20 protein-coding genes are annotated in these 23,437 nt (G+C 72.6%); 8 read left to right on the top strand and 12 right to left on the bottom strand.

What is annotated here, in order from left to right; translation table 11 throughout:
• Nucleotides 1-106: 106 nt before the first annotated feature.
• From V5O46_RS23565 to V5O46_RS23555, 3 genes are all read right to left on the bottom strand, one after another.
• The gene (locus V5O46_RS23565) at nt 107-571 is read right to left on the bottom strand and encodes an SRPBCC family protein (protein ID WP_332886668.1); all 465 of its coding nucleotides are present in this window, start codon (nt 569-571) and stop codon (nt 107-109) included.
• A gap of 54 nt (nt 572-625) precedes the next feature.
• Nucleotides 626-1,636: a DUF2278 family protein gene (locus V5O46_RS23560; RefSeq protein ID WP_332886667.1), complete on the bottom strand. Its 1,011-nt coding sequence runs from the start codon at nt 1,634-1,636 to the stop codon at nt 626-628.
• A gap of 62 nt (nt 1,637-1,698) precedes the next feature.
• On the bottom strand, nt 1,699-2,667 hold the full coding sequence (locus V5O46_RS23555; protein ID WP_332886666.1) for an endonuclease/exonuclease/phosphatase family protein: 969 nt from the start codon (nt 2,665-2,667) through the stop codon (nt 1,699-1,701).
• Between the two features lie 249 nt (nt 2,668-2,916).
• Here V5O46_RS23555 and V5O46_RS23550 point away from each other — a divergent pair, with 249 nt between their 5' ends.
• A complete protein-coding gene (locus V5O46_RS23550; protein ID WP_332886665.1) occupies nt 2,917-3,222 on the top strand; it encodes a hypothetical protein in 306 nt (101 codons plus the stop codon).
• Nucleotides 3,223-3,368: 146 nt separating this feature from the next.
• Here the strand turns inward: V5O46_RS23550 and msrA are convergent, their stop codons facing one another.
• Together msrA and V5O46_RS23540 are read right to left on the bottom strand one after the other, a co-directional pair.
• The gene (gene msrA / locus V5O46_RS23545) at nt 3,369-4,049 is read right to left on the bottom strand and encodes a peptide-methionine (S)-S-oxide reductase MsrA (protein WP_332886664.1); all 681 of its coding nucleotides are present in this window, start codon (nt 4,047-4,049) and stop codon (nt 3,369-3,371) included.
• Nucleotides 4,050-4,130: 81 nt separating this feature from the next.
• Nucleotides 4,131-5,249, bottom strand: a complete 1,119-nt coding sequence (locus V5O46_RS23540) for a hypothetical protein (protein WP_332886663.1) — start codon at nt 5,247-5,249, stop codon at nt 4,131-4,133.
• 116 nt (nt 5,250-5,365) lie between these two features.
• Here V5O46_RS23540 and V5O46_RS23535 point away from each other — a divergent pair, with 116 nt between their 5' ends.
• Nucleotides 5,366-6,520: a cystathionine gamma-synthase gene (locus V5O46_RS23535; protein ID WP_332886662.1), complete on the top strand. Its 1,155-nt coding sequence runs from the start codon at nt 5,366-5,368 to the stop codon at nt 6,518-6,520.
• A gap of 30 nt (nt 6,521-6,550) precedes the next feature.
• Here V5O46_RS23535 and V5O46_RS23530 read toward each other — a convergent pair whose 3' ends face one another.
• The 3 genes from V5O46_RS23530 to V5O46_RS23520 all read right to left on the bottom strand — a co-directional run bounded on the left by V5O46_RS23530 (nt 6,551) and on the right by V5O46_RS23520 (nt 8,087).
• Nucleotides 6,551-6,799, bottom strand: a complete 249-nt coding sequence (locus tag V5O46_RS23530; RefSeq protein WP_332886661.1) for a hypothetical protein — start codon at nt 6,797-6,799, stop codon at nt 6,551-6,553.
• Between the two features lie 187 nt (nt 6,800-6,986).
• Nucleotides 6,987-7,493: a sigma factor-like helix-turn-helix DNA-binding protein gene (locus V5O46_RS23525; RefSeq protein WP_332886660.1), complete on the bottom strand. Its 507-nt coding sequence runs from the start codon at nt 7,491-7,493 to the stop codon at nt 6,987-6,989.
• Between the two features lie 87 nt (nt 7,494-7,580).
• Entirely contained in the window at nt 7,581-8,087 is a 507-nt protein-coding gene (locus V5O46_RS23520; RefSeq protein WP_332886696.1) for a MarR family winged helix-turn-helix transcriptional regulator, read from the bottom strand.
• Between the two features lie 162 nt (nt 8,088-8,249).
• Between V5O46_RS23520 and ilvA the strand changes: the two genes are divergently transcribed.
• The 3 genes from ilvA to V5O46_RS23505 all read left to right on the top strand — a co-directional run bounded on the left by ilvA (nt 8,250) and on the right by V5O46_RS23505 (nt 11,563).
• On the top strand, nt 8,250-9,479 hold the full coding sequence (gene ilvA, locus V5O46_RS23515; protein ID WP_332886659.1) for a threonine ammonia-lyase: 1,230 nt from the start codon (nt 8,250-8,252) through the stop codon (nt 9,477-9,479).
• Between the two features lie 255 nt (nt 9,480-9,734).
• The gene (locus V5O46_RS23510) at nt 9,735-10,712 is read left to right on the top strand and encodes an ATP-binding cassette domain-containing protein (protein WP_332886658.1); all 978 of its coding nucleotides are present in this window, start codon (nt 9,735-9,737) and stop codon (nt 10,710-10,712) included.
• A complete protein-coding gene (locus tag V5O46_RS23505; RefSeq protein ID WP_332886657.1) occupies nt 10,709-11,563 on the top strand; it encodes an ABC transporter permease in 855 nt (284 codons plus the stop codon). Before V5O46_RS23510 ends, V5O46_RS23505 begins: the two co-directional genes overlap by 4 nt.
• Before the next feature lie 123 nt (nt 11,564-11,686).
• On the opposite strand, the gene greA is transcribed toward V5O46_RS23505, so the two are convergent.
• Together greA and V5O46_RS23495 are read right to left on the bottom strand one after the other, a co-directional pair.
• Nucleotides 11,687-12,184 (bottom strand): transcription elongation factor GreA, encoded by a 498-nt coding sequence (gene greA, locus V5O46_RS23500; RefSeq protein WP_332886656.1) that lies wholly within the window; start codon nt 12,182-12,184, stop codon nt 11,687-11,689.
• A gap of 220 nt (nt 12,185-12,404) precedes the next feature.
• The gene (locus V5O46_RS23495) at nt 12,405-12,803 is read right to left on the bottom strand and encodes a DUF4307 domain-containing protein (RefSeq protein ID WP_332886655.1); all 399 of its coding nucleotides are present in this window, start codon (nt 12,801-12,803) and stop codon (nt 12,405-12,407) included.
• A gap of 247 nt (nt 12,804-13,050) precedes the next feature.
• Between V5O46_RS23495 and mca the strand changes: the two genes are divergently transcribed.
• Both mca and V5O46_RS23485 read left to right on the top strand, forming a co-directional pair.
• Nucleotides 13,051-13,911, top strand: coding sequence for a mycothiol conjugate amidase Mca (gene mca, locus V5O46_RS23490; RefSeq protein ID WP_332886695.1), 861 nt, complete (start codon nt 13,051-13,053; stop codon nt 13,909-13,911).
• A complete protein-coding gene (locus V5O46_RS23485; RefSeq protein ID WP_332886654.1) occupies nt 13,904-14,185 on the top strand; it encodes a hypothetical protein in 282 nt (93 codons plus the stop codon). Before mca ends, V5O46_RS23485 begins: the two co-directional genes overlap by 8 nt.
• 79 nt (nt 14,186-14,264) lie before the next feature.
• Here V5O46_RS23485 and V5O46_RS23480 read toward each other — a convergent pair whose 3' ends face one another.
• Both V5O46_RS23480 and V5O46_RS23475 read right to left on the bottom strand, forming a co-directional pair.
• Nucleotides 14,265-17,477: a tetratricopeptide repeat protein gene (locus V5O46_RS23480; protein ID WP_332886653.1), complete on the bottom strand. Its 3,213-nt coding sequence runs from the start codon at nt 17,475-17,477 to the stop codon at nt 14,265-14,267.
• Nucleotides 17,478-17,560: 83 nt separating this feature from the next.
• Complete coding sequence (locus tag V5O46_RS23475; RefSeq protein ID WP_332886652.1) at nt 17,561-20,338, bottom strand: AAA family ATPase; 2,778 nt, start codon at nt 20,336-20,338, stop codon at nt 17,561-17,563.
• A gap of 123 nt (nt 20,339-20,461) precedes the next feature.
• On the opposite strand from V5O46_RS23475, the gene V5O46_RS23470 reads away from it, so the two are divergent.
• Complete coding sequence (locus V5O46_RS23470) at nt 20,462-23,206, top strand: helix-turn-helix transcriptional regulator (RefSeq protein WP_332886651.1); 2,745 nt, start codon at nt 20,462-20,464, stop codon at nt 23,204-23,206.
• The last annotated feature ends 231 nt before the right edge of the window (nt 23,207-23,437 follow it).

The following is a 23,437-nucleotide window of genomic DNA, read 5'->3' as shown; positions in this document are numbered from 1 at the left end:
CAGGCCGGGCCCGGACTGCCGGGCCCGGCAGTACCTGCCCGACCGGGCGGCACCGGTCCGTCCACGCCCGGGACGGCACCGCCGGCCGCCCGGTCGCGGACCGCTCTCAGCTTCCGAGCCCGCCCTCCACCGCCGCGGCGATGTCGTCCAGATCCTTGGTCACGGCCTTGCGCACCGCCCGCGCGCCCACCCCTCCCAGGATCCTGGCGAGCAGCCCCGGAGAGCCACCGACCGACTGCCCGCTGAACGTCATACGGACCGTCGTCGACGCCCCCTCCGCCCGCAGCACCCACTCCGAGACATAGCGGGTGCCGTGCGACTCGGCCTCCACCACATAGCGCTCGGGCGGTTCGCAGGCGGTCACCCACATCTCCTCGGTGGCCTCCTTGCCGAACATCCGCCGGGTCTCCCGCCACCGGGTGCCGACGCGGAAGTCCCCCTCGGTCAGGACCTCCACCCTCGACACCCCGCCGAGCACCCGCTCCATGCCCCGGACATCGGTCAGCGCCTGCCACACGGCATCCCGGCTCGCGGCAATACGACGCTCCACTGCGACGCTTCTGCTGGTCATGGCTCCATGAAAGCACCGACCACTGACAACGGCCCGAGGAGCGCGTCCGCCCGGTCAGAAGGACACCGTCCAGCCCTCGCGGCGTGCCTGAGCCTCCGTGTACGACACTCCGTCGACCTTGAGCCCGGACGGGTCCAGCAGCGTGATCGCCCCGCCCCGGTTGCCGAGCGCGAAACCGTTGCCGCCCTCGACGACCACGGTCGCGCCCGCGGCGACGTGCTCCGCGGGCAGCGGAAGCATGTGATCGCTCTTGTCGGCCAGTTGCCAGCCCTGGAGGTCGACGGGTTCGGGCGAGGCGTTGATGAGGGTCACCGTCTCCCGCTCCGGCGCCGGGCCCCTGGGGTTGACCATGGCGGCCAGGATGCGTACCGCGGCTTCGCCCCGGACGGGCCGGGCAGGGGCCGTCTCGATGGGGTGGCCGGTCTGCTCGTCGGTGTGCCAGGCCTGGGACTGGAAGGCCAGGAACACGGCCGCCCAGCGGGACTCGGCGGGAAAGTGGAGGATCAGCGCGCCGTCCTGCCAGACTCCGTTGGTCGGCCGGAAACGCCCTACGCTGCCCTGGTTCATGTGGATGTCGTGCACACCGTTGCCGGGCTCGAAGTCGAACACCTTGTCGCGCTTGCCGCGTTCCGGTCCCCATCGCTCGCCGAAGACGTAGAGCGCGGCCGTGGGATCGCCGATGGCACGCTCGATGTAGTGGTCCAGCCTGTCGGACAGGTCGTTGTCCGGCCCGGCCACATCGGGAGGCAGCTCGCGCATCGACTCCGGGGCGAAGAGGTTGCCACGGATGAAGTCCAGGCTCGCCGTGCCCGGCCGCGACGGCAGTTCCGTCCATCCACTGCCCGCCGGCGGAAGCTGCGCGGTCACGGGGTGCCGGAAGTCGTCGTCGGCCAGGAACAGCAGCTCGGAAGGAGCCTGCTGGGACAGGACGTTGACCGCGCCGCGGTAGTGCGTGCCCCTGTCGTCGGTGAGGTGCAGCTGGTAGTGCGGGGTGTCGTCGGGCGCCCCTTCCCGGCGCCGGTCGATGACCTTGCACGCCAGCACTCCGTAGTTCTTCAAGGGCATGAGTCTTCCCTCCGCCGGTGCTCGAGCCGGAACGAAGCCGGTATGGAAAAGGGGAAAAGAAACTAGAGGTCGAGGACCACCCAGGCGGGATCGTGATCCGATCCGTCACCGCCGTGCCTGGTACGTCGGTCGATATGGGAGCTCCTGTGCCGCGCCACGAGGCTCCTGCTGAGCCAGATCTGGTCGAACAACTCGTAGTCGGCGGGCTGTCCGGTCTCCTTGAACCGATGGGTCCACGACCCCGAGGCGGGCGGCGGAGGATCGTCGGGCTTGGGTGCCCGGGTCTCCTCCGGATGCGCGAGCGCCTCCGTCAGGCTCGACTGGGGTGTCGGCTCGCCCAGTCTGGCGAGCGTCGGTGCGTCAGGGGTGTCGTTCATGTCGCCCAGCACGATGTAGCGCCCGTCGGGGCGGGTCCGTTCGGCGACGATCCGGACGATGGTGTCCGTCTGGCGGGTGCGGCGTTCGTCGTTGAGCCGCTTGCCCTCCTCGGGGTCGGTGGCCGGGTCGACGAACTGGCTCTTGAGATGGTTGTTGAAGACGGTCAGCAGCTGTCTGTCGGGGTCCCGGGGATCCAGGATGTGCACTTCCAGCAGGTCCCGGCTGAAGACGCGTTCACCGGGCAGGTCCGGATGGACCGCGTGCTGCCAGGACGTCACCGCCCCGAACGGGAACTTGGACAGGACGGCGACATCGATAAGGCGGGGATCATTGCCCTCGATGAGCGAGAGGTGCGGGTATGCGCCGCCGAGGTGCTGAGCAACGAAAAACCGCAGGGTGTCGATGTCCTCGACCTCCTGCACGGCGAGAATGTCCAGGTCCATTTCGCGGATCCGCCGGGCGACCGTCTGCTGCGCCCCGGGGTCCTTTCCCTTGACCAGCCTGCCCTTGTAGGTACGGATCCGCACCTTCTCCGGGTCGTCGAAGACATAACTGGAGGTCAGCCGACCCTCGTCGTCGACCGGATGGACAGCCGATATCTCTGCCCGGAAGTTGAACCGTGAAAAGAGGTTGTTGAGGTTGAATGTCCCCACGGTGACATCCATAGCGACCTCCGAGACCGGAATCTGACCCCCAATGCCTCGAATATCGAGCGTAACCCGACCGACCGGACGGCGAAAGCGGAGGTACCCGGGATGCATCCTGGGCAGAGACGTGAGAATCTGAGATGTGGGAGTGGAAATGCCACGTCGAGCAACGCACCGGTTGCGACTTGTCGTTGGCGCCACTCCATATCAGAGGGGGATCTTTTCTTTTCCGAATGTGCCCAGGAGGAGCTACCCATGGCTGTTGATGTGCGAGGGCATTGGGCCGCTCACCAGACGAACGGCGCCGATGTGTACTTCAACCTGGATCAGAGCGGAGAACGCATCTCCGGAGACGCGTTCCACAACAGCAACCGCGGGGACTGCGATGGAGTCGTAAGCGGTGACGACGTCGTGATCACGGTTACCTGGAGCAGCGAGTCCCGTGGCAGGTACACCGGGCATCTGGGACTTGACAAGCGTCTCTCCGGCTACACAGTCGATCTGAACCATCCGACCTCGCAGGCGAACTGGTTCTCTGATCCCCTGCCGCTGATGATCTGACGGTCTCGCGGGGAAAATACACGCCGTTCACGGGACGTGGAGCGGCTGCAGATGCCGCGTCGTTCCCGTTTGCGGCTGGCGGCGACGGAGAGCGCCAGGCGCGGCACCGCGCGGACTGCCGGTGCCACGCTCTTCGTGCCCACGGCCTACTTGTCCGTGGTCTCCGGCGCCGGAGCGATCCCGATCGGGCAGCTCACGCCGGTCCCGCCGATGCCGCAGTAGCCTGCCGGGTTCTTGTCGAGGTACTGCTGGTGGTAGGCCTCCGCCGGGTAGAAGGGGCGGCCCTCGGAGGGGAGGATCTCCGTGGTGATCGTGCCGTGGCCCGAGGCGGTCAGGACCTGCTCGTAGGCCTGGCGGGAGGACTCCGCCGCGGCGGCCTGGGCGGGCGAGCGGGTGTAGATCGCCGAGCGGTACTGGGTGCCGACGTCGTTGCCCTGGCGGAAGCCCTGCGTCGGGTCGTGGGACTCCCAGAAGGTCTTCAGGAGGCTCTCGTAGGAGATCAGCTTCGGGTCGTAGACCACCCGCACGGCCTCCGTGTGCCCGGTCCGGCCCGAGCAGACCTCCTCGTAGGTGGGGTTCTCCGTGTGGCCGCCCTGGTAGCCGACCAGGGTCGTCCAGACTCCCGCCGGGAGCTGCCAGAACTTGCGCTCGGCGCCCCAGAAGCAGCCCAGGCCGAAATCGGCGGTCTCCAGGCCCTCGGGGTAGGGGCCGAGGAGGGCGTTGCCGAGGACGGTGTGGCGGTCGGGGACCGTGAACGCCGGCTCCGGGCGGCCCCGGAGAGCCTGCTCGGGGGTCGGCAGCTGGGGCGTGCGGCTGTTCAGGAACATGCGGTCTCCAATCGGGGCTACGGTGTGGTCAACGTCCGAACCGCAGGTGGAATTCCGGGCCCGGGACGTAGCGGGCCGTGCTCAGTGCGGGAGGGTCGCCGGGCTGCCGCCGTTCGCCTCGTAGCCCGCGACCGCCAGGGCGCGGTAGACCGCGAACTCCGCGGCCGGGTCGGCGGAGAGCGTCCACGGCAGGGCGCCCACATGGCCGTCGACGGCCAGCAGCTGGTCCATGGCCTCCGCCCAGCGTTCGCCGCGCACCAGGAAGAAGATCAGCAGATGGCGGACGTGCGCCTGCATCGGGTCGTCGGGGCGGGCCGAGTGGACCGCGTGCAGCGCGCCGTGGATCGCCCTGGTGACGACCTCGCTCCGGTAGAAGCCGCTGACCAGGTTGACGTCGGGGAGGTGCTCGAAGACCGCGAACAGCGGCATCGCGGCCAGCAGCGAACCCCGGGGCGCCCGGGCCGCCGCGGCCTCCGCGAACGCGTACGCCAGGTCGCGCGAGCCGTGCCACTTCTCGCACCAGTAGTGCAGCGCGGCCAGGTGCGCGCCCATGTGGGACGGGGCGCGGTCCAGGATCTTCAGCCACAGCTGCTCGAACTCCGGCTGCGGGTAGCCGAGGCCCCGGGCCACCGACAGCTCGACGATGTACGGGACCGGGTCACCGGGGGCCAGCAGCGCCGCCTCGCCGCACGCCGCTCTGGCCTCCTCCATGATGATCCGGAACTCGTCGGTGCCGGGCGCGGCCGTCCGCCACGCCTGCTGCACCAGGAACTCGGCGTGCACCGCCGCGCCGCCCGCGTCCTTGGGCGCCTCGGCCCGCCACACTCGCAGCCACTGACCCCCCGGTGTCTCGCCGACTCCGCCCGGGCGCTGGGCCAGCTCCAGCGAGGCGGCACCGGCGAAGGCCTGGACGCGCTGCCAGCGCCGCTCGCCCTCCGCCTCGGTGCCGGCCAGCAGCTGCTGCGCCGCGCGGTGGTCCCCGGTGCGCTGCACCAGGTCCAGGACGTCCAGCAGGTCCTGGTCGGGGCCGGGCATCCGGATGTCCAGCTCCTCCTCGCGGACGAAGCCGTAGTCGGCCGGGTCCGCGGCGTCCGGATGCCCGGGCGGCACCTGCTCGATCATGCCGCGCCTGCGCCGCAGAACGGTGAGCAGCACGAAGCCCAGCATGACCAGGGCCATCAGGACCCAGAGAATCTCCATGCCCCCAGCGAACCAGACCGTGCCGACACTTGGCCAACCTGCCCCCCGAACCTGTGGAAAACTCCGTCGGCCCCATGGCCCGTCGCGAACCGCTCCGGCGCATTACGCTCGGGCCCATGAGTGACAGGCACATCAGTCAGCACTTCGAGACGCTCGCGATCCACGCGGGCAACACCGCCGACCCTCTGACGGGCGCGGTCGTCCCGCCGATCTACCAGGTGTCCACCTACAAGCAGGACGGTGTCGGCGGCCTGCGCGGCGGCTACGAGTACAGCCGCAGCGCCAACCCGACCCGCACGGCGCTGGAGGAGAACCTCGCCGCCCTTGAGGGCGGCCGACGCGGCCTGGCGTTCGCGTCCGGACTGGCGGCCGAGGACTGCCTGTTGCGTACGCTGCTCAGCCCCGGCGATCACGTGGTGATCCCCAACGACGCATACGGCGGCACCTTCCGCCTCTTCGCCAGGGTCGCCACCCGGTGGGGCGTGGAGTGGTCCGTGGCCGACACCGGCGACCCGGCCGCGGTGCGGGCGGCGCTCACCCCGAAGACCAGGCTGGTGTGGGTGGAGACGCCGTCCAACCCGCTGCTCGGCATCACCGACATCGCCGCGGTCGCGCAGGCCGCCCGGGACGTCGGCGCCAAGCTCGTCGTCGACAACACCTTCGCCACGCCGTACCTGCAGCAGCCGCTGTCCCTCGGCGCGGACGTGGTGGTGCACTCCCTCACCAAGTACATGGGCGGCCACTCGGACGTGGTCGGCGGGGCGCTGGTGGTCGGCGACCCGGAGCTCGGCGAGGAGCTGGCGTTCCACCAGAACGCGATGGGCGGGGTCGCCGGCCCCTTCGACTCCTGGCTGGTGCTGCGCGGCGCCAAGACGCTCGCGGTGCGCATGGACCGGCACAGCGAGAACGCCACCCGGATCGCCGACATGCTCACCCGGCACGCGCGCGTGACGAGCGTGCTCTACCCGGGGCTGCCGGAGCACCCCGGTCACGAGGTGGCCGCCAAGCAGATGCGGGCCTTCGGCGGCATGGTGTCCTTCCGGGTGCAGGGCGGCGAGGAGGCGGCCGTCGAGGTCTGCAACCGCGCGAAGGTGTTCACGCTCGGTGAGTCCCTGGGCGGCGTCGAGTCGCTGATCGAGCACCCCGGGCGGATGACGCACGCCTCCGCCGCGGGCTCCGCCCTGGAGGTGCCGGGCGACCTGGTGCGGCTGTCCGTGGGCATCGAGAACGTCGACGACCTGCTGGAGGACCTGCAGCAGGCGCTCGGCTGAGCCGCGCGCCTCGCCGCCGCTGCGCGCCGCTCACCAGCCCGTCAGGGGCGGAGTCGTCTCCGACGGCGGCTCCGCCCACGGCTGGGCGGTCAGCGTCCACACGGCGAGGGCGACGGCCGCGGCGGTCAGCAGCAGCCACATCAGCCGGCGGGCGGCGGTGCGGTGCCGCAGCTTCGCCTCGCCGCGGCGGACCGCGTCCGCGGCCAGGCCCGGCGGCACCGGCGGCGCCGACCGCGCCATGATCCGCCGTACGGCCGCCTCCCGTTCGGGCCGGTTCATCGCGGCCTCCCGTGTGCGGTCCGGGCGGCGGTCCCGCCCGTCTCCGCGGTCCTGCCCGTCTCCGCCGTCCCTTCCGTCTCCATCGCCCTGTCCGTCTCCACTGCCCTGTCCTTCTCTAGGGCCCCGTCCTTCTCTGTGGCGCGGTCCGTCGTCGGTGGTGTGTCGCGGTGCCGTCCCGGCGCGGGCCTCATGGTGCCGTGGCCTTCGCCGGTGCCGCCGGGGGTGCCGGGCCGCGCGGCGGGTGCAGCAGTGTGGCGGTGGCGCGGTCGCAGATCGTGCGGACGCGTTCCACGGGCAGTGCCAGCAGGGCCGCCGTCTGCTCCTCGGCGACACCGTCGAACACGCGCAGCACCAGGACCAGCCGCTCCTGCGCGGTGAGCGCGGCCAGGGTGCCGCCCGGGCGCGGGCGGTCCCGGCGCAGGCTCCGCTGCCGGTGCCAGGCCGTCTCACGGGCGAAGCGGGTGGCCAGATACGTACGGGCCCGGACGTACGGGTCCTCGCCCTGCAGCCGGTCCCAGCAGGCGTAGGTGTGGGCGAGGGACAGGGTGAGCAGCCGCCGTGCGCGCGGGTTGCCGTCCGGCGCCTCGGCCGTGAGCAGCGTCGCGGCATGCAGCAGCCGCCCTGCCGCGCCCGCGACGAACGCCTCGAACTCCCGGACCCGGCGGGCACCCTGCGACGCCTGCTTCCCGCGCACCGCGCCTCCCCGTGTGAGGGCGACCCTGCCAGGTCTCATATCAGGCCAGGGCCAGCCGTGGGTCAAGGGGCGGGAAGCGACCGGAGCTCAGGAGGGAGCCGGTGCCTCCGGGCCGGTGACTCCGGTCGCGGCCATCCGGGCGGACAGCGCGCCGTTGAACCGGGTGAGCAGGGTGCAGAACGCGTCGCGCTCCTGGGGCGTCCAGTCCTCGGTCAGCTCGGCCATCAGCTGACGCCGGGAGGAGCGTACCTCCTCCAGCCGAGCCACCCCGCGCGGGGACAGCTGCAGGACCACCGCACGGCCGTCCTCGGGGTGGGAGGTGCGCTTGACCAGTCCGGTGTCGACCAGCGGCGCGACCTGCCGGGTGACGGTCGAGGAGTCGATCCCCATGCTGGCGGCGAGCGCCTTGACGCCCATCGGGCCCTCTTTGTCGAGGCGGTTGAGCAGCAGGTACGCGGCGCGGTCCATGGAGTTGCGCACCTGCCCGACCCCGCCGAGCCGGGTCTGTTCGGCACGGCGGGCGAACACCGCCACCTCGTGCTGCAGCGTGTCGAGTAGACCGGTGTCACCGGCGGTCGTCATGTCCATCGACATTTCAGGTGTTGTGGGCATGGCCGGGGGCTCACTTCGTGGAGGGCTGCTGGTTGGGGGACAGGGTACGCGGCCCGGCGGCAGGGCGTACCAGCGCTGCGCAAAGCGGGTCTCGCAGGTTGGTCACAACGGCCCTCGGCGGCTGTGAACTGCGATGCTGGAGTCATGAGCTACCGCACGGCCCGCACCGCACCGCCTGTCACCCTCGACGACGTCCGCGGCGCGCAGAAGATGCTCACGGGCGTGGCGCGGGTGACGGCGATGGAGGGCAGCCGGCGTCTGTCCCAGCTGGTCGGCGCCCCGGTGCACTTCAAGTGCGAGAACCTGCAGCGGACGGGCTCGTTCAAGCTGCGCGGCGCCTATGTGCGGATCGCCGGGCTGCTGCCCGAGGAGCGCGCGGCCGGGGTGGTCGCGGCCAGCGCGGGCAACCACGCGCAGGGCGTGGCACTGGCGTCGTCGCTGCTCGGGGTGCGTGCGACGGTGTTCATGCCGAAGGGCGCCCCGCTGCCGAAGATCAGTGCGACCCGGGACTACGGCGCCGAGGTTCGGCTGCACGGTCAGGTGGTCGACGAGACGCTGGCCGCCGCGCAGGAGTACGCGCGGGAGACGGGGGCGGTGTTCATCCACCCCTTCGACCACCCGGACATCATTGCCGGTCAGGGCACGGTCGGTCTGGAGATCCTGGAGCAGTGCCCGGAGGTGCGCACCGTCGTCGTCGGGATCGGCGGCGGTGGTCTGGCGGCCGGGATCGCGATCGCGGTGAAGTCGCTGCGGCCGGATGTGCGGATCGTGGGCGTGCAGGCGGAGGGGGCGGCGGCGTACCCGCCGTCGCTGGCGGCCGGACGGCCGGTGTCGGTCGAGCAGCCGTCGACGATGGCCGACGGGATCAAGGTGGGACGGCCCGGCGATGTGCCGTTCGGGATCGTCGGCTCCCTGGTGGACGAGGTCCGCACGGTGAGCGAGGACGAGCTGTCCACCGCGCTGCTGCTGTGTCTGGAACGGGCCAAGCTCGTGGTCGAGCCGGCCGGGGCAAGCCCGGTGGCGGCGCTGCTGAGCGACCCTGGGGCGTTCGAGGGGCCGCTGGTGGCGGTGCTGTCCGGGGGCAATGTCGATCCGGTGCTGATGCAGGGCGTGCTACGGCACGGTATGGCCGCGCAGGGCCGCTACCTGGCCGTCCGGCTTCGGTTGACGGACCGGCCGGGCGCGCTCGCCACGCTGCTCGGGGTGTTGTCAGTGGTCGACGCTAACGTCCTCGATGTGAGTCACGTACGGACCGACCCGCGGCTCGGGCTCACGGAGGCGGAGGTGGAGCTGCACCTGGAGACGAAGGGCCCGGAGCACTGCGTGGAGGTCGGCCGGGCGCTGCGGGACGCCGGTTACACGGTCATGCGGTAGAGCTGCCCGTCATTCGGACCCGTTCGCGTACGTCCGTAGCCCGTCCCGCCACCTGTTGCCCGCCGCCTGCTGTCCATTCCCCGTGAAACACGTTGAGAGACGCGATACATCGCGTTACCGTGGCTGTGGCATCCGTGCCGACGGGCCGCACGCCCTCTCCCGGAGGACGAACGACGTGCGCCACCTGCGCGGCCAGCGGTACGCACCACGCACTTCCATGCTTTCCGAAGACTTCCCGATGACGTGGAGACTGATATGCCAGGCGCCATCCATGCCGAAGGTCTGGTCAAGACCTTCGGCGACGTAAAGGCTCTGGACGGTGTCGACCTCGATGTGCCCGAGGGCACGGTCCTCGGCCTGCTCGGGCCGAACGGCGCGGGCAAGACGACCACCGTCCGCTGTCTGACCACCCTGCTGCGGCCCGACAGCGGCAGGGCCGTCGTCGCGGGCCTCGACGTCCTCGAGCACCCCGACGCCGTACGCCGGTCCATCGGTCTGTCCGGCCAGTTCGCGGCGGTGGACGAGTACCTGACCGGCCGGGAGAACCTCCAGATGGTGGGCCGGCTCTACCAGATGAGGGCGAAGCCGGCGAAGGAGCGCGCGGCCGAGCTACTGGACCAGTTCCATCTCACCGACGCCGCCGACCGGCCCACCAAGACCTACTCCGGGGGCATGCGCCGTCGCCTCGACCTCGCGGCGGCCCTCGTCGTCTCGCCCCCGGTGATGTTCATGGACGAGCCGACGACCGGTCTGGACCCGCGCAACCGCCAGCAGCTGTGGGAGGTCATCAAACAGCTGGTCTCCGGCGGTACGACGCTGCTCCTGACCACCCAGTACCTGGAGGAGGCCGACCACCTCGCCCACGACATCGCGGTCGTCGACCACGGCCGGGTGATCGCCCAGGGCACCTCCGACCAGCTCAAGGCCCGCGTGGGCGGCGAGCGCGTCGAGGTCGTGGTGCACGAGGCCGACCGCATACCGGCGGCCTCCGAGGTACTGCGCGGCTTCGGCAAGGGCGAGACGACGGTCGAGGAGCACATGCGCAAGCTCACCGTGCCCGTGACCGGCGGCGCCAAGCTGCTCTCCGAGGTCATCCGCGAGCTGGACGCCCGCGGGATCGAGATAGACGACATCGGCCTGCGCCGACCCACCCTGGACGACGTCTTCCTCTCCCTCACGGGACACACGGCCGAGTCCGCCCCCGAGGGCCAGGACAAGGAGGCCGTCAAGTGAGTGCTGTCACCGACGCCGTGCGGACCGAGGCGTCCCCCAACCCCGTAGGCCAGTCCGTCCGGGACTCCCTGGTCGTCGCCCGGCGGAACGTGATCCGCATGGCGCGGATTCCCGAGATGCTCATCTTCGGGCTGATCCAGCCGATCATGTTCGTGGTGCTGTTCAGCTATGTGTTCGGCGGCTCGATCAACGTGCCGGGCGCAGGTCTCAGCGCCTCCGGATACCGCGAGTTCCTGATGGCGGGCATCTTCGCGCAGACCGTCACCTTCGCCACCGCCGGCGCCGGTGCGGGCATCGCCGACGACATGCACAAGGGCCTCATCGACCGGTTCCGCTCGCTGCCCATGGCCCGCGGTGCCGTGCTCACCGGCCGCACTCTCGCCGACCTGGTGCAGACCGCGCTGACTCTGGTGGTCCTCGGGGTCGTAGCCCTCATCGTCGGATGGCGGACGCACGAGAACCTCGGGAAGGTGCTGGCCGGATTCGCCCTGCTGCTCCTGCTCGGCTACGCGTTCTCATGGATCGGCGCACTGATCGGCCTGTCCGTCCGCACCCCCGAGGCGGCGACCTCGGGCGGTCTGATCTGGCTGTTCCCGCTGACGTTCATCTCGAACGCGTTCGTACCGCCGGAGAACATGCCCGCCTTCCTGCAGACCGTCGCGAACTGGAACCCGTTCAGCACCACGGTGCAGGCCTGCCGCGAGCTCTTCGGGAACCTGCCGGCGGGCTATCCGGTGCCGGACGCCTGGCCCATGCAGCACCCGGTGTGGGCGTCGCTGCTGTGGTCCCTGCTGATCATCGTGGTGTTCCGGACCCTGGCGGTACGCAAGTACCGCTCGGCGACCGCCTGACCCGGTCCCGGACGGCGACAGGCCCCCGGCGTCCGCAGGGACGCCGGGGGCCTGTCTTGGACCGGGGGCCGGGCCGACCAGTCAGTCGGGTCCGGTGGTCGGGTCTGCCGGTCGGGTCTGCCGTCAGCCCTCGTACGGCTCGGCCTTGAGGATCCTCACCGAGGCGGTCTTGCCGTTGGGCAGCTCGTACTCCGCGTCCTCGCCGACCTTGTGGCCGATGACGCCGGCACCCAGCGGGGACTGCGGGGAGTAGGTCTCGATGTCCGCACTGGCGTACTCGCGGGAGGCGAGCAGGAAGGCCAGCGTGTCGTCCTCGTCGCCGTCGAAGGCGATCGTGACGACCATGCCGGGCGCCACCGCGCCGTTGGCCGCCGGAGCCTCACCGACCTTCGCGGTCTCGAGGAGCTGGGTGAGCTGGCGCACACGGAGTTCCTGCTTGCCCTGCTCCTCCTTCGCCGCGTGGTACCCGCCGTTCTCGCGCAGGTCCCCCTCCTCACGCGCCGCGGCGATCTTGGCAGAGATCTCGCTGCGCGCAGGACCAGTAAGGTAGTCAAGCTCCTCCTTGAGCTTGTTGTACGCCTCCTGGGTCAGCCAGGTGACGTTCTCGCTGGTCTGGGTCACAGGTGCTCCTCGTCGGTACTGGGAATACAAATCATCGCCCTACCCAGAAGGATGTTCCCTCACGGAAGGGCGAAACCACGAGCCTAACAATTCAGTGCGGAAAGGGGGAGGACATAAGCCACCAGATTTATGTCACCGCAGGTCAGAGTCGCTGGATCCGTCCCGTCGGCAGCGCGTCTCGCCTCAGCGGCCCCGGCCGCCCCAGCAGCCCCGGCCCAGCTCAGTCGGCGTGGCAGCCGATCAGCTCGGCCGTCGTGCCCGGGGCCTTGGTGCGCAGCGTGACGATCCTGTCGATGCGCGTGGCGTCGCCCTCGAAGCGGAAGTCGGCCTGGCCGACCAGCTCACCGTCCTCGGCCTGGGAGCGCAGCGTGCAGTAACCGGCGGCACCGGCGTCCTTGCGGACCTCCAGGTGCACCCGGACCGCGTCCTCGCCGGTCTCGAAGCCGATCACCTCGCCGCTGATCTTGTTCTGGCCGACGTAGTGGTAGCCGAAATAGCCGAGCACGGCGAGCAGTGCCGCGGCCAGCACCCCACCGACGATCTTGAGCGTGCGGTCGGCCCGTTCGTCCGAGGAACGGCCGTAGCGGCCCTCGGGCAGTCGCGTGCTCGCCGTACTCATGATCGTCCTCTCGGCCGGAGCGGGACGGATGCCCCGGAACGGGCCCGATGCCGGGCCCCGGAATTTTCCGTCCTCCGATTCGGTCACTATAGAAGCCGCCGGACCGCGACCCGACCGCAACCCCTCACCCATGCCCCACCCACGTCGCCGGGACGACACCCCGGGACGACACCGTCCAGACAGCGCCGACGCACAGGGGCGCGCCGACCTGACCGAGGAATGAGTCTTGACTGACCAGCTGCGACTGATGGCCGTCCACGCGCACCCCGACGACGAGTCGAGCAAGGGCGCGGCCACCATGGCGAAGTACGTGTCCGAGGGGGTGGACGTGCTCGTGGTGACCTGCACGGGCGGGGAGCGCGGCTCCATCCTCAACCCCAAGCTCCAGGGCGACCCCTACATCGAGGCCAACATCCACGAGGTGCGCCGCAAGGAGATGGACGAGGCCCGCGAGATCCTCGGCGTCAAGCAGGAGTGGCTCGGCTTCGTCGACTCCGGGCTGCCCGAGGGCGACCCGCTGCCGCCGCTGCCGGACGGCTGTTTCGCCCTGGAGGACGTCGACAAGGCGGCCGGCGAGCTGGTCAAGCAGATCCGCTCGTTCCGCCCCCAGGTGATCACCACCTACGACGAGAACGGCGGCTACCCGCACCCCGACCACATCATGACCCACAAGATCACGATGGTGGCGTTCGAGGGCGCGACCGACACCGAGAAGTACCCCGAGGCCGAGTACGGCCCGGCCTACCAGCCGCAGAAGCTGTACTACAACCAGGGTTTCAACCGGCAGCGCACCGAGACGCTGCACCACGCGCTGCTGGAGCGCGGCCTGGAGTCGCCCTACGGCGAGTGGCTGAAGCGGTGGGCCGAGTTCGAGCGCAAGGAGCGCACGCTGACCACGCATGTCCCGTGTGCCGACTTCTTCGAGATCCGTGACAAGGCGCTGATCGCGCACGCCACGCAGATCGACCCCGACGGCGGCTGGTTCCGGGTGCCGATGGAGATCCAGAAGGAGGTCTGGCCCACCGAGGAGTACGAGCTGGCCAAGTCCCTCGTGGACACCTCCCTCCCCGAGGACGACCTCTTCGCGGGCATCCGGGACAATGCCTGACATGAGCGCAAGCGCAAGCCTGGCAATGACGCACCTCGTCCCGCTCGCCAAGGAGCTGGACGAGGACAAGGTCACCCCCGGCGTCCTCGGCTTCATCGTCTTCGCGGTGATGGCCCTGGCGGTGTGGGGTCTGATGAAGTCCATGAACCGGCACATGGGCAAGGTCGACTTCGAGGAGGCCCCGGACCCGGACGCCCCGTCCTCCGGCACCGGCGCGGCCGGGACCGCCAGGACGGCCGAGTCGTCCGGTCGCGTCGAGCCGCAGCAGGGCTGACGCCGGTCGGCGCGGAGGTTCCGGCACCGCGGCGCGCAGCCGCCCCGCCGGAACGTACGCGCCGATCAGCGTTCCTTCCCTAGGGCGCGCTGCCGGCGGTGGGGGACGGGATCTCCACCCCCAGCACCTCCCGGGCCTGGCGGTCCGGGACCATGCCGAGCCGCCAGGCCTGCCAGCCCGACTCCAGCCGCACGCCCCGCTCCAGCAGCAGCCGGAACGCCTCCGCGTACTCGCCCAGCTTCGGATCCCGTGCCGGGTGGGCCGCCCGGGCCAGCTGGGCCAGCTCCTCCTGCGCCACCGCCGACCCCACCTCCACACCGCCGGGCGCGGCGTACGGCAGCAGGGTGCAGCGCAGAAAGCGCGCCCAGTCCTCGCCCCGCCGGTCCCCGTACGAGGCGAACAGCGCCGTCGCCTCGTCGCACCGGGCCAGCGCCTGCGGCGTACGGGCGTTTCCCGCGTCCACCACCGCCAGCTCCAGGCACGTCCACGCCTCGCCGTGCGCGACGCCGATCCGCCGGAAGTCGGCACGGGCGTCGACCAGCAGCTGGCGGGCGAACCCGGAATTGCGCAGCGAACCGGTCTGCGCGGCCCGCTGGTCCCGGGTGACCCGGGCCGAGTGGTGCCGGGCGCAGGCCAGACCGTAGACGTCCCGCATCCGGGAGAACATGGTGCGCGAACGTTCCAGTTCGCGCACCGAGCGGTCCAGGTCGCCGGTCTCCTCCAGCGCCTGGCCCAGGTAGTACACCGTCCACGCCGTACCGCGCGCATCCTCGTTCTCCCGGTGCCGGGCCGCCGCCGCGCGCAGCTCCTCCACCGCCGCAGCGGCATCCCCGGCGACCAGCGTGGCGCGGGCCAGCTGGGTCAGCGCCCACGCCTCGCCGCGGGCGTCCCGGGTGCGGCCGTACAACTCCAGCGCGGCCCGCAGTTCGGTCTCCGCCCGGCCCGCGTCGCCCATCCGCAGCCGCAGCTGACCGAGCTGGAAGTGCGCCCACGCCTGACCGTGCACCGACTCGCTCGCCCGGTGCAGCGTCAGCGACTCGGTGAGCAGCTCGAGCGCCTGGGCCGGCCGGGCCCGGTCCCGCTCCACCGCGGCCAGGGCGTGCAGCGTCCAGGCCCGGTCCCCGGCCAGCTGCGGTGCAGCCGCCAGGTCCAGCGCCTCCCGCAGCTTCTGCGCCGCCTCGGTCAGACCGCCCTGGTGGTGCAGGGTGATGCCGAGCGAGGTCAGCGCCCGCGCGGCGCCCGCGTCGTGGTGGGCCTCCCGGTACAGGTCGACCACGGAGGCCAGGGTGGTCCGGGCCCGGTCCAGCTCGCCCAGCTGGCGGGCCGCGATCCCGGTGCGCCACTGCACCGAGCGGACCAGCAGCCCCTCGTCGACCGCCTGCGCCAGCTCGCTGATCTCACCCAGCCGGTACAGGTCGCCGCGCAGCAGGCAGTAGTCGCAGAGCGCGCCCAGCAGATTCAGCACCACCCGCTGGTCGACGCCCTCCGCGTGCCGCAGCGCCGCCGTGATGAAGCTCGACTCGTCGTCCAGCCAGCGCAGCGCCTCGTCCAGGGACGTGAACCCGTGCGCCCCGAACCGGTCCGAGCGGGTCGACACATGGCCGTCCACCAGCCGCAGCACCGAGTCGGCCAGCTCGGCGTGGTTGGTGATCAGCCGCTCCTGCGCCGCCGCCCGCTCGGCGGGGTCCTCCTCGTCGGCGAGCCGGGCCCGCGCGAACCCGCGCACCTCGTCGTGCAGCCGGTACCGGCTGCCGCGCACCGGGTCGATCAGGCCCGCCCGGGACAGCTCCGCCAGCCGCCGCGCCGCCTGAGCCCGGTCCGTGTCCAGCAGCGCGGCGGCAGCAGCCGCGCCCAGCGAGGACCGCCCGGCCAGCGCCAGCCGGCGCAGCAGCCGGCGGGCCGGCTCCGGCTGGTCGGTGTAGCGCAGCCACAGCGCCCGCTCCACCGGCCCGACCGGGCCGTACGCCGCCAGATCCGCGGCCAGGACGTGCGGCGCGCGCGGACCCAGCGCAGAGCCCGCCACCCGCAGCGCCAGCGGCAGCCCTCCGCACAGCTCTCGGATCCGGTCGGCGGCCTCGGCGTCGTACGGCCCCGGCGCCTCCTGTGCGGCGGCGCCGAGCAGTTCCTCCGTGCCCGCCGCGTCCAGCGGTTCGACCGGCAGGTGGTGCACCCGCGCGGGCAGACCGGCCGGCAGCTCCAGCTCGCTGCGCGCCGTCACCAGCACCAGGCTGTCCGACCGGTCCGGCACCAGCGTGCACACCTGCTCGATGTCCGAGGCGTCATCGAGCACCACGGCGACCGGCACCCCCGTCAGATGCTGGTGGTACAGCTCGCTCAGCCGCTTGACCTGCTGGTCCGCCGAGGAGCGCTCCCGGAACAGCAGCTGCTCGCGCGGTGCCCCCAGCCGGTTCAGCAGATGCAGCAGCGCGTCCCGGGTGGGCAGCGGGGCCTGATCGGCGCCGCCGCGCAGATCGACGACGCAGGCGCCGCGGAAGTGGTCCCGCAGCTCGTGCACGGCCCGCACCGCCAGCGTCGTACGTCCGCTGCCCGGCGCCCCGTGCAGCACGACCACCGTCGGCTCGGTCCGGGTACCGGCGCGGGCCGACTGCACCCACTGGCGAAGCCGGGCCATCTCCCGCCGCCGACCGGCGAACGCGCCCTGAAGCTCCGGCAGCCGGGCGAAGGACTGCTCCAGCACCGTGCGCCCGCGGGCCGCCGCACTCTTGTCCATACCGCGCAGCCGCGGTCCCGGCTGCTGCGGCCCGGTCGAGGCGGCCAGCACCCGCTGCTGGTCCAGGAACGGCCGGATGCCCCGCACCTCCAGCGCCGTCAGCCACTGCAGCCGCAACTGCTCGGGCCCGCCCGGCTGGCTCACCGCACCGGCCCGGCGGTGCGCGGCGGGCAGATGCGCGCCGGCCACCCTCACCACGGTCGCCGCCGCCCCGGCCACTCCCACGGTGACACCGGCACCGACCGCCGTGCCCGTGCCGGTGCCCAGTGCCAGATCCGCGGTCACCGCGGCGACCGCGGCGACTGCCGCCACCAGCAGCGGTGTCCCGGCGCCGTCACGGGCGTACCGCTGACGGAAGGTCAGCTGCCCGGCCCCGGCCTCGTCCAGGGCGCGGGTGTAGGCCTCGTACTCCTCGGCGGCCGAGCCGGCCATCGCCTCCAGCGCCCCGCGCGCCCGGGACAGCAGCACCTTGCCGTCCGTGCGCCCGCCCGAGCGCCGCACCTCCTCCTCCACGGCCCGCACCAGCAGCCGCTCGGCATCCGCCCGATGACTGTCCCGCATCCCGCGTCCCCCTCCGCCGGCTCCGGACTCCCCAGGGCTCCTTCCCCGGCCGGAACCGGTCAAGTCACCCGAGTGAACACCCGTCACGAAGGGAAGTCGTCCGTCAGCACCGCCGAGGCGAGCTCGACGCGGGAGCGGTACCCGGTGCGCTTGAACAGCCTGCCCAGCCGGCTCTCCACGCTCTTCTCGCTGCAGTCGAGCACGACGGCCAGTTCACGGTTGGTCAGCCCCTCGGTGACCAGGGTGGCGAGCAGCCGCTCGCTCTCGGCGATGACGGCGCTGCGGCGCGGCACGGCGACCTGGTGCCGGCGCATCAGGTTCCGCAGCTGTGCCCGGCGCAGCAGCGCGTCGAGGTCGCCGTAGAGCGCATACGCCTCGTGCAGCAGCTCCGGGTCGGCCAGCCCGTGACGGACCGCGGCGGCCACCGTGTCGGCCTGCTCCAGCGGCTGGGCCCGCCGCCGGGCGAGCCGGACCGCCTCGGCCGCGGCCGCGCGGTCGCGGCGCACCACGGCGGTGGCGGCGAGCCGGCACAGCCGGGCCCGGCCGGTACCGGTCAGCTCGGCGACCCGGGCCGTCTCGGCGACGCACTGCTCGGCCGCGGCCGGATCGCCGGCGGCCAGTTCCGTCAGCGCCATCCGCAGCCACAGTTCGTCCGTGCCGACGACCAGGCCGCGCTCGACGGCCAGGGCGAGCGCCTCGGCGACGACCTGATCGGCCCGCTCGGTCGCGCCCAGCGCCTGGTCCAGGTACGACTCCGGCACGGCCAGCATATGGAGCATGGCGGGCTGTATGGTCCGCGCCCTCTCGATCACCTCGCGGGCCTGGGTCAGCCGGCCGCACGCACCGAGGATGACGCTCGTCTCCCGGCACATCAGGGTGTGGGCGGGCAGCTCGCCGACCGAGAGGCCGGTGGCCAGGCCCAGCCGCGCCGTGTCGAGCGCCCGGTGCCAGCGCCCGCCCTGGCTGTCCGCCACCACCCGGTCGGGAACGGGCCGGTATCCGGAGGGCAGCTGGTGCGCCGCCAGCACCCCCTCCGCCCGGTCGAGTTCACCGAAGGCCATCAGCACCCGGGTCATCTGCGACAGACGCTCGTAGCGGTGCCGCGTTCCCTGGTCCCACAGCGGCCATCGGGGCGGATCGGCGACCGCCCGGTCCAGCGGCTCGGTCCTGCCCAGGAACGCCCCGACGGACTGGCTGATCAGCAGCCCCAGCCCGTTGACGAGATCGCTGTCCCGGCTCCAGACGTCCCGCTGCGCCTCCAGGTGCTCGTCGGCTTCCCGCCAGCGGTCCAGATGACACAGCGCGACGCAGCGGGTGAGGACGCGGTGCCCCTCCCCGCCCGGCAACCTGCGCCAGCCTCCGTCGCAGATCTCGGTGAGCGCCTCCGTGTCGAAGGTCTGGGCCAGGGAGACGACGTAGATCATCTCCATTTCCAGCAGGGCCGCGGGGGTGACCAGGTCGGCATGGCAGGACAGCACGGACCACGCGCTGTTCATGGCGTCGGTGAAGCGCAGATGGATGTAGCAGGTGGCGGCGTGCGCGAGCAGCGCGACGACCTGCCGGTCCGGTTCGGTGATCAGGTCGATGGCGGCGCGCAGCCAGCGCTCCGCGAAGTACCCGTCGGCAAGCATGGCGGCGCTGCCCCGGGCGAGAAGCTCGCCGGACGCCCGCCGGGAGTCCACGAACCGGCCCGCGGTGACCAGTTGCTCGGCGAGGTAGCAGCCGTCCGCGGTGGCCTCGCCCGCCCAGATCGCGGTGACCGCCAGCTGGGCGAGCCTGCGCCGTTCGTACTGCCCGAGGCAGGTGATCAGCGCGGAGGCGAGCAGCGGCAGCCGGAACCGCCAGCGGTCCGGTCCGGGCCCGGACCGCAGCACCCCCTCGGCGCACAGCTCGGACAGCGCGTCGCGGACCTCGTCCTCGCCTCTGCCCACGGCCTCGGCGATGAGCCCGGCCGCCGCGGTGCCCAGCGGGTGCAGCACGGCCGCCGCCTTGGCCACCGGCCAGAGCAGCCCGCCCCGTCGGCGCAGATACTCGACCGGCGGCAGATCGGCGGGCAGCAGCGGCGGCCGGTCCGGCGAGGTGAGGTACGCGTGCCGGTCGAAGACGCACAGCGACCCGCTCCGCCAGTGCCCCGCCAATGCGGCGAGCACGGCGGAGGGCCTGCCGCGGCACTCCCGGCGCAGATGCGCGATCAGCGCTGCCGACGGCTTGGCCTGCAGCTGCTGGGCGACCAGTGAGCGGACCTCCGCGTCGCGCAGCGGCCCCAGCGGCACCACCTCGGCGAGACCGGCGGCGAGCAGCTGGTCCAGTGCCGCGCGGTCGCCCGCCGGATCGGCGGGTGAGGGGCGCAGCGCGCAGACGAAGGTGACCGGGCCTCCGGCCGGTGTACGCAGGATCGGCAGCAGCACGGCGCGGGAGTCGGCGTCGATCCACTGCGCGTCGTCGATGAGCACCGTGAGCTTGTCGCGCGCGGTGATGGCCGATCGCAGCTCGGCGGCCAGCTGACGGCCGGCCTCCGCGCGCGGGGCCGGGACCGCGGCCTTGGGCGAGCGCCTGACGTCCCCGCCCCCGTACCGGGCGGTGAGCTCGGCGGCCAGCCGGGAGGCCAGGGAGTAGGGGCGGTCGCGTTCGTTGCGCGCCACCCGCAGCGACAGGGTGGGCAGGCCGCGCGCGGCGAGTTCGTCCCGGACAGCGTCCAGCACCGCGCTCCGGCCGATCCCCATCGGGCCGGTGACCAGGACCAATGGTGCCGCGCCGGGGGAAGCCGCGATGTCGGCGACCCGCGCGACGGGGGCGTCGCGACCGAAGAGCGCCCGCACCGGCCGGTGGGGATCGGCCGTACAGTGCCCGTGGTTGATCACGTTTCCAGTATGCCTGGTGCCCGGTTCCGGCAGGCTTCTCGAACATTAAAATCAGATTCCACAAGGGGAGTTGCCGAGTCCCGCCGTCATCGCCGCACGACGCGGCACGAGAGGAGGCCGGCAGTGGCCCGAACGCGCGCCGCGGTCCGCGGGAGAGAACGGGAACTGGCGGTGCTGCGCGCGGCGTCGGCCGCCGACGGCGGCCGCCTGATCGTGCTCAGAGGGCCGGCCGGCATCGGCAGAACCGCGCTGCTGGACGAGACGGAGCGGATGCTGCGTGCGGACGGGTTCCGCGTCCTGCCGGTGCGGCTGGGCGACGCCGGTCCGGACGGCCGCGGCCACGGCCACGACGCGTTCGCCCTCGCCCCGCTGGTACGCACCGTGCGCGACCGGTTCGAGCAGTTCCAGGAGTCCGGGCTGGCCGTGTCGCTCAGCACGGTGGCCCGGCTGAGCGACACGGCGGGGCGGGACGCCGGCGGATGGACTCCGTCCATGGTCACCGCGCTGGACAACCTCTTCGAGAGCATGGGCAGGCAGGGTCGTACCGCGATCCTGGCCGATGACGCGCAGGCGGTCCCCGAGCCCGCCCCCCTGCTCACCGCGGCCCGCCGGTCCGGCTGTCTGGTGCTGGCCACCTGCGAGGAGAGCGCGGAACGCGAGCCGGGGCTCGCCGAACTGCTGGCGGCCGCCGACGAGGTGGTCACTCTGGGACCGCTGCCCGACGACATCGCGGAGTCCCTGGTGCGCCGTGCGCCGGGCACACGGCTGGACGAGGCGGTGCCGGGTCTCCTGCGCAGCGCGCTGGGGCCGCTGTTCGGCAACCCCGGTACGGTGCTGGGCACCCTCGCCGACCTCCGCAGCCGGGGCCGGCTGACCGCATTCCGCGGCCGGCTGTGCCTGCGCGCCCCGGCGGAGCCGATCGAGCTGCCCCCGGAGCACCATCTTCTGCGCCGGGTCGCCTCCCTGGGCGATCCGGCCGGACGGCTGCTGTCCTCGGTCGCGGTGTGGCACGGCGTCGGCGTGGACGATCTGCCGCTGCTCGCCGAGGTGCTGGACGCCGACCTCACCGACTGCGGCCGGGCACTGGACCAGTTGATCGACGCGGAGGTGCTGGTGGCCGACCCGGCGGGCCGGCTGCGCTGCCGGTGCCCCGCCCTGGCGGCGGCGGCCCGGGGGCCGGGCACCCACGGCGCCGCCGCACTGCACGCGTCGATCGTCGAACGGCTGCTCGCCCGGCCGCGGCAGCACGGCGGCACCTACCCCTTGGAGCTGGCCGACCACATCGCGCACGGCGGGACGTCCGTCACGCTCGACGCGGACCGGATCACCTGGCTGCTCGGCCTGGCCGCGGCTGCCGAACGCGAACAACCCGAACGCGCGGCCCTGTGGTGCGCGGCCGTGCTGCGCAGGCTGCCGCCGAGCGGACCCCAGCACGCCCCGGCGCTGACCCGGCTGCTGAACCTGGTCGTCCGGACCGGCCAGTACGAGCTGCTGCGCGAGCCGCTCGTCCAGTACGCGGAGCACGGCTGCGCTCCGAGCTCCCTGCCGGAGATCCGCCACGCCGCGGTCCTGGTCGCCCTGCACTCCGGCGAGGTACCCGCCGAGGCGGCCGTACGGGCGCTGCTGGACCAGCAGGTCACCGGCCGTGAGCCGGTCGGATTCGCCCAGTGGTGGTTCGGCCGCAGGCTGACCCCCGGGGAAGCGGCCGGGGAGCGGGGGCCCGCCGACCCGGCCGGCACCGAGGAGCCGGTCTCCGCCGCGCGGATGGACCTGCTGAGCAGCGCGCTCTCCGGCGACCTGGGCGGCTGCGAGCGGGCCTGGCGCGGCTCGGGCCGGGCGGCGCCCTCCCCGCGCCTGGACCAGCTGCACTGCGCGGCCTCGGTGGTCGACGTGGCCGGCGTGATGCGCCTCGTGCTCGGCGCCCGCTACCGGGTTCCGGCGACCGGCGTGCTCGGCGGGTACCGCCGGGTGGTGCACGACTACGGCGGGGCCGACTGGGCACAGGCCATGTCCGCGGTCCGGGAGCTGGAGCTGTCGGCCTCCGCGGACACGCTGGCGCACCACGCGGCCCGGCTGCTCGCCGCGGACATGTGCGCCGCCCGCGGCGAGTTCCGGCAGGCGGCCCAGTGGCTGCACGACGCCGCGCCGGCCCCCGGGCTCGCCGTGCTGCGCGCCTGGGCGCGGATCGGCCTGTACAGCCGCGGCGGCGACGACGCGCGCGCGGTGCGGCTGGCCCGGCGGCTCAGCCCGCGGCTGCGCCGGGCCGGGCCCCACGCGGGCCTGTTCTCCCTGCTGACGCGGGCGGTCCGGATCGCCGCGTCCACCGACGACGAGGAGGGTGCGGCGGAGCTGCTGGAGGAGATCGAGCTCCTGCGCCGCGAGACCGGGACGGACGCGACGGAGAGCCTTCTGCTGGCGCGCGGCCTGGTGCACCGGGACGTGCAGCAGGTCCGGTCGGCCGTCGACCTGGCGCGCGGCCGGGGAGACCTGCCGGCCGTGCTGGACTCGTGTCTGGCCGTCGCGCGGTTCGCCGAGGATCCGCGGCCCTGGCTGCGCGAGGCACACGGCCTGGCCAAGCAGTGCGACGCGTCGGTGCTGCTGGAACAGGTCCGCGCGGTGACCCGTGAACGCGGGGTCCCCGCACCGCGGGCCCGCGGCCGGCGGGACGCACCGGCCGTCACCGAGCGGCGCATCGTCGAGCTGATCGGCGAGGGACTGACCAACCGGCAGATCGCGCTGCGCCTCCGGATCAGCGAGAAGACCGTGGAGAACTATCTGACGCGCCTGTTCGCCCGTACCGGCTACCGTTCCCGCGTCGAGCTGGCCGCGGCCAGCCTGGGAGGCCGGCTGGCACGGGAGGTGACCTGAGCGCGGGGGCGGCCACGCACCCGGGCTCAGGCCCGGGTCACGCACCCGGGCTCCGGCCCGGGCTCCGGTTCTGTTTCCGGTCCGGTTCCGGTTCCGGTTCGGGTTCGGGGTCGGGTCCGGTCCGGGGTCGGGTCCGGGCCGGTTCGGGTCCGGGCCAAAGATGCCATTCCCCGGTCCCACTCGGGCAGAGCCCGGCCGTCGGTGACGACACCCCCGGTACACCGTCCCTAG

The organism is Streptomyces poriticola (genome assembly GCF_036689765.1).
GTDB classification, from domain to species: domain Bacteria; phylum Actinomycetota; class Actinomycetes; order Streptomycetales; family Streptomycetaceae; genus Streptomyces; species Streptomyces poriticola.
Note: the sequence above shows the minus strand (reverse complement) of the source record. Positions and strands in the feature narration are given on the sequence as shown.